The 10,144-nt window shown below is 42.5% G+C and carries 6 protein-coding genes and 2 pseudogenes; 3 read left to right on the plus strand and 5 right to left on the minus strand.

Annotation, left to right across the window (positions count from 1 at the left end):
- Positions 1-105: 105 nt before the first annotated feature.
- Complete coding sequence (locus V7K89_RS33860) at positions 106-2,259, plus strand: cytochrome-c peroxidase (protein ID WP_335195231.1); 2,154 nt, start codon at positions 106-108, stop codon at positions 2,257-2,259.
- A 223-nt stretch (positions 2,260-2,482) separates the two neighbouring features.
- On the opposite strand, the gene V7K89_RS33865 is transcribed toward V7K89_RS33860, so the two are convergent.
- Together V7K89_RS33865 and V7K89_RS33870 are read right to left on the minus strand one after the other, a co-directional pair.
- Complete coding sequence (locus tag V7K89_RS33865) at positions 2,483-3,805, minus strand: serine hydrolase (protein WP_335195233.1); 1,323 nt, start codon at positions 3,803-3,805, stop codon at positions 2,483-2,485.
- A gap of 544 nt (positions 3,806-4,349) precedes the next feature.
- Positions 4,350-5,528 (minus strand): GNAT family N-acetyltransferase, encoded by a 1,179-nt coding sequence (locus V7K89_RS33870; protein WP_335195235.1) that lies wholly within the window; start codon positions 5,526-5,528, stop codon positions 4,350-4,352.
- Positions 5,529-5,969: 441 nt separating this feature from the next.
- On the opposite strand from V7K89_RS33870, the gene V7K89_RS33875 reads away from it, so the two are divergent.
- On the plus strand, positions 5,970-6,290 hold the full coding sequence (locus V7K89_RS33875; RefSeq protein WP_335195237.1) for a DMT family transporter: 321 nt from the start codon (positions 5,970-5,972) through the stop codon (positions 6,288-6,290).
- Positions 6,291-6,361: 71 nt separating this feature from the next.
- Here V7K89_RS33875 and V7K89_RS33880 read toward each other — a convergent pair.
- Together V7K89_RS33880 and V7K89_RS33885 are read right to left on the minus strand one after the other, a co-directional pair.
- A pseudogene (locus tag V7K89_RS33880) lies at positions 6,362-8,027 on the minus strand (FAD-dependent oxidoreductase).
- Between the two features lie 67 nt (positions 8,028-8,094).
- The gene (locus tag V7K89_RS33885; protein ID WP_335195239.1) at positions 8,095-8,301 is read right to left on the minus strand and encodes a hypothetical protein; all 207 of its coding nucleotides are present in this window, start codon (positions 8,299-8,301) and stop codon (positions 8,095-8,097) included.
- A gap of 817 nt (positions 8,302-9,118) precedes the next feature.
- Here V7K89_RS33885 and V7K89_RS33890 point away from each other — a divergent pair.
- A complete protein-coding gene (locus V7K89_RS33890) occupies positions 9,119-9,640 on the plus strand; it encodes a hypothetical protein (protein WP_335195241.1) in 522 nt (173 codons plus the stop codon).
- A 243-nt stretch (positions 9,641-9,883) separates the two neighbouring features.
- Here V7K89_RS33890 and V7K89_RS33895 read toward each other — a convergent pair.
- Positions 9,884-10,144: pseudogene (locus V7K89_RS33895) on the minus strand (hypothetical protein); the annotation flags it as partial.

Raw genomic sequence — 10,144 nt, forward strand, 5'->3', positions numbered from 1 at the left:
GTTCACATAAAATTCGTAATTTGCGTGTTTATTTTACATGAATATTAAATTTAAAACTTCCTCGTAAATGTATACTTTATCTCGGTGTTACTTTAGAAAACAACTATGGGAATTATACCCATAATCAGTTTAGTAATCTTTATCACAGGATTATCAAGTTACTTATTGCTGACCTCAAGAGGTCGATTTTTGCTCAAATCTCTAGTGACAAAAATAAAGCAACAAGAGTGGAAATTCAGATATAGCAAGCCTAACTACTTAAGATCGAGATTTTCAAGGACTATAACAATTGCTGCCATTGTTCTGGTAGCAGTAATAGCCGGAAATACTGTATCAGCAGTTACAGGCCAGTCTCCAGTTTCGCTCAAAAGCGTATCGGTTCCAGAACCTGATAATCTTGGAGACTTTGTAGCAGACAAAACAGCTGCAATCGAGTTAGGAAAGACTCTTTTTTGGGATATGCAGATTGGGAGCGATGGAAAGACCTCCTGTGCTAGTTGTCACTTCCATGCTGGAGCCGACAATAGATCCAAAAATCAGATTGCTCCTGGGCTTTTGCGAGTCAACGCCAATGGTACAGAGAATCCAGATTCAGTTTTTAATGTCGGCGGACTACCAAACTATCAGCTTAAACCAGAAGATTTCCCCTTCCACAAGCTGTCAAACCCAAACGATCCTAAAACTATTATATATGACCATAACGATGTCAGTTCTTCTCAGGGGATTTTCAATTCAAAGTTTGTGGATGTCACACCTGGAAATGCAGAAGACAAAGTTACAACCGACCTAGATCCGGTGTTCAACGTAGGAGGTATCAATGTGCGGCGTGTTGAGCCGCGTAACACGCCAACCGTGATTAATGCTGCATTCAACTTCCGCAACTTTTGGGATGGAAGGGCACAAAATATCTTTAATGGGGTAAATCCCTTCGGTTTAAGGGATCCTAACGCTGCCGTCGTCAAGGCTATAAACCCAATTAGGGCAGAATTTGTGAAAGTTAGCCTCAAGAACTCGTCTTTGGCGTCTCAAGCTGTTGGACCGCCACTCAGTTCCTTTGAGTCATCCGCAGATGGTCGCACTTTTGAAGAAATTGGTGATAAGTTCGGGAGTGATAAGTTGGGGCTAATTGACAGAATATCTTTCACCGCTGCTAAGGGTAAAAAGCTCCCCCGAAAACTTGCGAAAAAGTTATTACCTCTTAGACCACTAGTTAAACAGATTGTGCATCCACAAGACAGCGTTTTAGGTAAATATAGTAGATCGCCTCAGCCTGGACTTAAAGATAAAACATACGAGCAGATGATTCAAGATGCCTTCAAGCCGGAGTGGTGGAATTCTACTCGCCTCATCCAAGTTGACTCTGACGGTAAACGGACTATTGTCAAAAGGCCCGATCGCTCCTTGGAGACTAATGAATATACGGTGCTAGAGTACAACTTCTCGCTATTCTTTGGTCTGGCAATTCAGTTGTACGAGTCTACGCTCATTTCCTATGATACGCCCTATGATCGCTACTTGGAAGGAAACACCAGCGCTTTAACCGTGCAGCAGCAACGAGGGAAAGGGCTATTTGAGGGCAAAGGTCTGTGTATTGGTTGCCACACTGGAGTAGAATTAACAGCGGCTTCAGCGAGCAGTGTGGCTAAAGAGGGACGAATCAAACGTGCGCCGTTTGGTCCAAAACTCCCTGAAGACAATGGCTTCTTCAATATCGGCGTCAGACCGCCCACAGACGACCCCGGTTTGGGTGGTCATGACGGTTTCCCGGGTAGTAATCCGCTTTCAGAAGCACGATTGGCTCAGTTGGGCAAATTTAAGGATCTCCTTGGTGAAAACCCCCCAACCCTTAGTCCACCTTTGAATTCCAGTGAAACTGTGCTTGCAAACGGAGCTTTCAAAGCACCTGGACTTCGCAATGTGGAACTCACTGCTCCCTACTTCCACAATGGAGGTCAGGCGACTCTAGAGCAAGTGGTTGATTTTTACAATCGGGGTGGTGATTTTGGAGTACTTCCGCCCCTAAATCTTTCACCACAAGAAAAACAGGATTTGGTCGCCTTTTTAAAAGGACTGACTGATGACCGAGTTCGGTATGATAAAGCGCCCTTTGACCATCCACAATTGTTTATCCCTAATGGACATGTGGGTAACTCTAATTCCGTTGTCAATGACGGCACTGGTAAAGCTAAAGATGACACAGTGGAAATTCCTGCTGTTGGTAGGAATGGTAATAGTGGTACACCAAATTTCCTGAGTTAATTCCATTTCACGACAAAATACCTGAATACAGATAGATATGTAGGGACGTACAGCTGTACGTCCCTATTTTTGCGATTTAGTGCAATATTAGTGGTAGTTTGTGCGATTAAATATGATCAGTTTGTAGTCAGCACAAAACGTGCTTAAAAATCCAGGACTAAAGTCCTTACTACGAACTTATTCATCTACCGAATTTGAGCTGGTGGACTAAATGATCGCTTGATTAAGGAGTGCGTAGGCGTAGCCCACCGGAGGCATCGCCAAGTATCGGTTCTATATTGCTAATTTTGGTATTGTCTAGGTAATTATAGACTCTTCTAGAAACTTCACGGACAAAATCTCCAGCTTTGGGATCGTAGTTTGGTCTTTGCACTAAAACACCTGCTAAATAGCTTTTGCCGTTGGGCATTTGAATAATACCCGCATCACCGATGATAAATCTCAATGTACCAGTTTTATGGGCGATGGTCGCCCCTTGACCGATACCTGCTGGTAGTAAACTATTGGTTTTGACATGGCGCATAATACCTAAAACTTGATTGCGGCTAGTTGGGGATAACAAACGATTATTAGAAACTAACGCCGCCAATCTGACCAAATCTTTGGAACTAGTTGTATTTGTGCCCCCGATGTCTGGAAGTAGATTCCGAAGTGCTGTATTTTGCAATCCCCAGCTGCGAAAACGTTGGCTAACTTTTGTTGCACCACCCAAGCGATCAAGAATCAGATTTGTGGCGGTATTATCGCTGATTGTCATCATCAAGGTAGCAGTTTCTAGGACGCTAAATTTAGTGCCGATGGGTTTGTATTGCATAATTCCAGATTCGCCTACCTTTAAATCGCGCCGCATCACTAATTTATCGGTGAGTTTAATTCTACCTGCATCTATTTCTTGGAAAAGAGCCACTAATAAGGGGAATTTGATTGTACTGGCAGCAGCAAATCTTTTTTCGCCATTAATATCTATATAATTTCCTGTAGATAAATCTAAGAAAAATATTCCTGGATTCAATGTTTTATAACTTGCTAATAAACTGCGAATCTGAGAAGTGATACCAATCATTTCTTGACCAAGATTCACAACTCCAGCAAATGTAGATGCATCTGTGGATTTGATGGCAATATCTTCTCTATTTTCTCCAACAATGGGATTACTTTGGCGGTTAAATGAATTGAATTTGAAGATCCAATGTGAATGAGAATCTCCTTTAATTGATATATTTTGGGAAGTAACATCATAACCAGGAGCTAACTCGACGACAAAACGAGTAGTTTGAGAGTCTGGTTTGCCGAGGCGAATTTCTTTTATCGCCTTACCAAAACTTTGTTTAATAGTATCGGAATTAAAATTAGTTCCAGGTAAGTCAATCACTAATCGATTCGGATTATCTAATAAAAAGGCTTTTGGTTCTATTCCTGAAGTGGTAGTTAAGTCTAATTGGTTTTGGCTAGAATCATAGTACCAAGACTGTAATTGTGAGGCTTTAGCTTGTCCTGCAACTAAAAGCAAACTACTTAAACCAATCGCCAGTAGATGTGATTTCATGTTGTAAATGTGGGTGTGCAAGTAAGAATCAACTAATCAGGTTTACTTAGATTGTTTTCTGATAACTGTGCTGAACTTCCGGAGAAAAAGTCATAAATCCCGTTGAGTTATTTTTACCAGATGATATTTGGGATTAGATAAGCACGATAAATCATCATTACTTATTACAAGTAAATCGCTGACAGTTTTATTTATGGTGTGAGTTGACAACAACAGAAATTGTTAATCTAGCGGAAGGACGAGCGAAGGATTAATTATGTTTCCAGCTTAGGGATTATCAATAAATAAATTACTACTTGTTTATGGGTGTGTGGACAGAGGTGTTGCCCTCATCCCCTAACCCCTTCTCCCATGTTGGGAGAAGGGGAACTGGAGAGTTTGCTCTCCTCTCCCAATTTTGGGAGAGGGGCTGGGGGTGAGGGCAAAACTCATACAGTCATTTCAGCTTAAGTTGACACCAATAGACTTCTTACAAAAGTCCCCTAACACCCCACCTCCACTTGAACTTTAGTTCAACTATAGAGAGATTCGTTGACAGCTCAGGTTAAAAAAAATCAGCCATCCAAGGAGAACTACCTGCAAATATTTGCGTAGCTGCTGAAATAGCGGTTTCTGTCCCATGCAGTTTTCCGGCTATTTGCAAATGGTAGGGAGCGAACAAACTTGTATATAGTGGTGCTAATTCTCGGATATTTAACTGCAACTCACCCTTTCCACCTTTTGTAACTTCACCACGTCCATTGGCAACAGAAAGGATGAATTTACCATTGTTTGCATCTAGCAAATTATCTTGAATATCTAGGTGCAGTTCAGTTTCAATTCCCGATGGATAACCCCGCATTTCCAGCGCTTTGACTACATCTACTACCCGCAGCAGCCAACGCATCGTATTCTTAAGTTTGGCAGTTTGCTCTGGTAGCAGCAATGTTAAAGAATCGCTCACAGAACTCCTCCATCGCACCTGGTCAATTTGGGAGCGATGACTGGCAAGAAAAGACCAAAATGTTTGTGCAGCTGCAACTGTGAGAATTACCCAATCTTTGATTCGCAAAATTGGGCCATCCTCTTTTGAATGTTGACTGAAGAGGATGTAGCCTTCGGGTTCCTCTTTTGTACCGATAAAATATGCGTAAAATGTTTCTTTCTCATCTGGCTGGATTAAGCGCTCCCAGATTGCTCGATGTCGGTCTAAATATCCATGCGTTAGTCTCGCCTGCTGCTGATATAGTTCGTGAAAGACTTGATGATTGATACTCACTATTGGTTGCAAAGGTAGGGGTTGCTCCCGCATTTGGATACTCTTAGTAGAAACTTCCCAATTACACCAGCTACCCCCCTGCTCATACCCGACTTTTCGATACAGGGTTTGCACAGCTGGATAAAGAGCAGAGAGCGGTATACCTCTAGCATAAAGTTCCTTGAGCGTCTGCTGCATGAGAGCGATCGCTGCTCCCGAACCACGGTATTCTGGAGCAATACCTACAGCGGCAATTCCTGTCATTGGTACACGCATACCACCCCACCACTGACCCATATCCAGAGTTGCCAATCCACCAATTAATTGCCCAAATCCCAGAATAATACGGAAATTTTTTACGCCAATGAGATTGATATAAGCTTCCTCGCCACCACCTCCGGTGATGAAACACTGCTCAAGGATATATATTAGCTGCTGAATATCCTTTGGATCGGCAAGAGTACTGTATTCAAATTGAGCCGTCATCTCTTATACCATTAGTAGGACAAAAACACAATCATACTACAGCAGACGTTGCCCCAATGCTTGAGCAATTTCATCGCCATAAAGCCCCGGAATCAGCCTCAATTATACTACTGCACGTTTGATTTTAAATGTTGGAATACTTGTATCGCAATATGCTCAATTAAGGGTTATTGATGTAAATAATTAGTCTTTCAAAACGCGATAAATCTGCGATAAATCAATCGCGGATCTACATTTGGGTTTTGTTGCTCATTCTGAACTGTATTTACTTAGATCGTTTCTTTGTGAGGCTGCATATATTTACACTCGACTACGCCTTGCCCCCAAAGCATCTTCATGGAGAATTGAGATTATACTTGTAAAAATTTTTCATGAGTTACTTCCGGACTGTTTATTCTATTTTTAGGGCGAGTTGCTCTTAACAAACCACTTACAAAAAATATGTCAACAAGTTGGATTTACCTTATATTAGCAATCCTTTTTGAGGTTTCAGGCACAACTTGCATGAAATTATCGCAGGGATTTACTAAAATAGTTCCTTCAATTTTAATATTTGTCTTCTATGGACTTTGTTTTACTTTTTTGACCTTTGCCCTTAAGAGACTTGAAGTGAGTGTCGCCTATTCTGTCTGGGCTGGATTAGGAACTGTTTTAATTGCTCTTATTGGTGTTATTTGGTTTCAGGAATCTGCCACGTTAATCAAACTTGTGTCGATCGCCTTAATCATCATCGGGATAATTGGCATCAACGCAAGTCAATGAAGCAGCCATGGGACAGGGGGGCAGGGGAAAGAGTTTACAGATTTTACACAGCTTCGTATTGGCTGCTTTAGCTAAACATTACTTAGGTAGCGGTGAACGAATTGAATGGCGATCGAACCTTCTCCCACACCGGATGCTACCCGCTTAATTGAGCCATAGCGGACATCTCCAGCTGCGAAGATTCCGGGAATGTTGGTTTCTAATAAGAAAGGAGAGCGTTCCAAAGGCCAACCACGAGGCGATTTGCCATTATGCATCAAGTCTGGGCCTGTGATAATAAACCCCTGAGTATCGCGTTGAATAACGCCATCGAGCCAATCAGTTTTGGGGCTAGCACCGATGAAAATAAACAGCGATCGCGCCGACACAGTTTGGGTTTGTCCAGTCTTGGCATGATTAATCACAATTGCTTCTAAATATTCTTCTCCCTTGACTTCCACGACGCTGCAACCTGTGCAAACTTGGATATTTTCTGTCGCGGCAATTTGGTCAATCAAATATTGTGACATACTTAATGCTAGTGACTCTCCCCGCACCAACATAATCACTTTGCTGGCATACTTAGAAAAATGCATTGCTGCTTGTCCAGCAGAGTTTGCCCCGCCTACCAAGTAAACCTCTTCGTTGGTGCAGGCGATCGCCTCAGTCATGGCAGCACCATAATAAATTCCTGCTCCTGTGAGCTTCTCGGCTCCTGGAACCTTTAGCCAACGGTAGGAAACGCCGGTTGCAACTAAAAGTGCATGGCAACTAATCTCGCTACCATCTGCCAATTGCAGAATCCGATAAGGATCTTCTAATCGAACCCCAGTTACAACTTGAGGAGTGAGAATTTCTACCCCAAATCGCCGCGCCTGGGTGACTCCCCGCCTTGCCAAATCACTGCCACTCAAGCCAACAGGAAACCCCAAATAGTTCTCAATCCGCGAACTCGTACCGGCTTGTCCTCCTGGCGCTTCACGCTCAATTAAGACAGTACTCAATCCCTCAGAAGCACCATAGACGGCGGCTGCCAGTCCCGCAGGGCCAGCACCCACAATCGCCAAATCATAGAAGGGGCGCTCTGCCTGAGTTTGCAGTCCAATTTTGGCAGCAATCTCTAAATTAGATGGTTGAATTAACCGGGAACCATCGGGAAACAGCACCAATGGCAATTGTTGTCTGCCTATCAGCTTGTGAGTATTCCACTAATTTTGCGGCATCCGGCTCCAGTTCAACATCTAACCACTTGTATGGAATCTGGTTACGTGCTAAGAAGTCTTTCACCTGATGTGAAAAAGGCGACCAGCGATTACCAATGACTCGAATGCCTTGAAAGGGTGGGCGGAATCCAGCTAGCCAGTCATCTAGTAAATCATCTAAAACCGGATATAGTCTCTCTTGTGGTGGATTCCAAGGCTTGAGTAAGTAATAATCAAGTCTGGCACTATTAATCGATTTAATCGCAGCATCCGTATCTGCATAAGCCGTCAACAAGGCACGTTTCGCATCGGGAAAGATGCCTTTTGCCTGTTCTAGAAACTCTACGCCTCCCATTTGGGGCATACGTTGATCCACTAAAAATAAAGCAATTGCTTCATTTCGTAATTTTAGTTGCTGTACCACATCCAGAGCCGTGATACCTGAATCTGCTCGGACAATGCGGAAGCGATCGCCATACTGATGACGCAAGTCTCGTGATACCGCTTGCAACACTTCTGGATCGTCATCGACGGTTAAAATTGCTGGTTTCGCCATAACTACCATTACTTAACAATTGCAGTATCTAGCCGTTGTCTTCAAAAATTTGTCGTCAAAATATCTACTATTTAACCAGTTGCTTTAAACGAAAGTATGCCTCTTCTGGTGTCAGCGGTTCCGATTTACTTTCATTAGGTATATAAAATACCCAAGTATCAGGAAAGTAATGCACCACAAAGCTGGGAATCAAACCCAAGCTTACTGCTTGCTTTCCGAGTTTTTCAGCTTGTTCCTCTAAACTCAGTTGATCATGAAATGGGTGTTTAACCATACTTTTTCATCTCCCTGTACTTTATTTGACTCTGGAAGAAGGTTCAAAACCAGTATTGCACAAATTACCTTTCGGTAATTCACCAATCACCATGTTCCAGAATGAGCTTGAGAATATTTTGGTAGTAGACCTAAATAATTTCAAATATGCTTTCGTAGAGAATCATAAAACTATTTGGGTCATTCCTGGTAGTTGTTCAAGTATTGCTCGGTCTTGTTGAATATCAATTCCTTCACTATTACCAAGAATGCCCAAGTTAGGTTTGATGATCGGTCGGATGGAGTAACTTGTTGCTGAGAATACCCGCTACGCAATTGATGGGCGTTGCATAAATGCGGTTAGTGATGTGTTGACAGCAAAGTTTAGAATCCCATTTTCTTAGTAATAAAGCTGCTCCACCCACTGCACCCTCTTTGCTAGAAGTCTCTGATTTAAGTTAGGCAGTGATACCGGAAACTAACCGCAACTTTCAGAACAATGTGTCTGGCTAAACTTGCTGGAAGGTTTTACCAGCCGCAATCATTTCCCGGCTGTACCCCTTAATGGGTTCAAAAACTCATTTAATGAAGGAAGCTCAAAGACTCGTTGGCAAAGTTCAGAAATGGATTCATCCAGTTCAAAGAGTCATTTTAATTTTAACAAGATGTGGAAAGTCAGAAAGTAGTATAGACGACAAAACATTTCTTGATCGCCGCACTTAAGAAAACTTTTCGAGTTATTCAACACTGTTAGGATTGATTAAAAGACTTGTGGAATCTGCTCTTCCTAAACAGACTGGACTTGCATAAATTACTGTCAACAATTTTTGACTCACATCATGAACCGCTTGACCTCTATTTTGCTCGCCGGCTTGATAGCATCTGCTTCAGCTTTGGCGATTTCTCCAAAAGCTGATGCTAATACACCAGCGTCTTATCTTGCTGAGTTAGATAGCTACAGCTATCAACGCAACGATGATGGTAACTACGAACGTCAGAGTCGTCACTACAGAAATGGTGACTATGACCGCGAGAACGAGCTTCGTAACATTCGTGACAATCGCCGTTATGAGCGCGATCATAACCGTCGCTATGAACGCGATCATAATCGTCGCCATGACCGCGAGAACGAGCTTCGCAACATTCGTGACAATCGCCGTTATGAGCGTGATCATAATCGTCGCTATGAACGCGATAACAATCGTCGTTATGAACGCGATCATAACCGTCGCTATGAACGCGATAACAATCGTCGCTATGAACGCGATAACAATCGTCGTTATGAACGTGATAATAACTTTCGCAACATTTATGACAATAACCGTCGCTATGAACGCGATCGCCACTGGGATCGTGGCTAATACCTCCGCCTACTTATTAAGCTTAGTTCCAGGTGAACTGAGTATTGATTCTACTTGGCGGTAGGACAAACACAATCTCTTTTTCCACTCATTCTAATATCTGACTTTTCACTCTTATCTAGAAAACCTCGCTTCCATTCCCTAGTAAGAAAGCTTGCTCAGGATTTAGGTTTAGCGTTAGCTTTTTTATATGACGTGAAAGGTCAGATTTTTTTTAAACAAATCACTACTGGCGCGTTCGATTCACCTAAACTGCTGATGCTCTCTGGAATTGGGAATGCAGAACATCTGCGATCGCAATATATTTAATATCAAATACTCGTTAACGGAGTTCAGAGGTGGATTCATCCAGTTCAAAGACTCGTTGACGGAGATAAAAGGTGGATTCATCCAGTTCAAAGACTCGTTAACGGAGATAAAAGGTGGATTCATCCAGTTCAAAGACTCGTTAACGGAGATAAAAGGTGGATTCATCCAGTTCAAAGACTCGTTAACGGAGATAAA

The organism is Nostoc sp. (genome assembly GCF_036917515.1).
Classification (GTDB): domain Bacteria; phylum Cyanobacteriota; class Cyanobacteriia; order Cyanobacteriales; family Nostocaceae; genus Nostoc.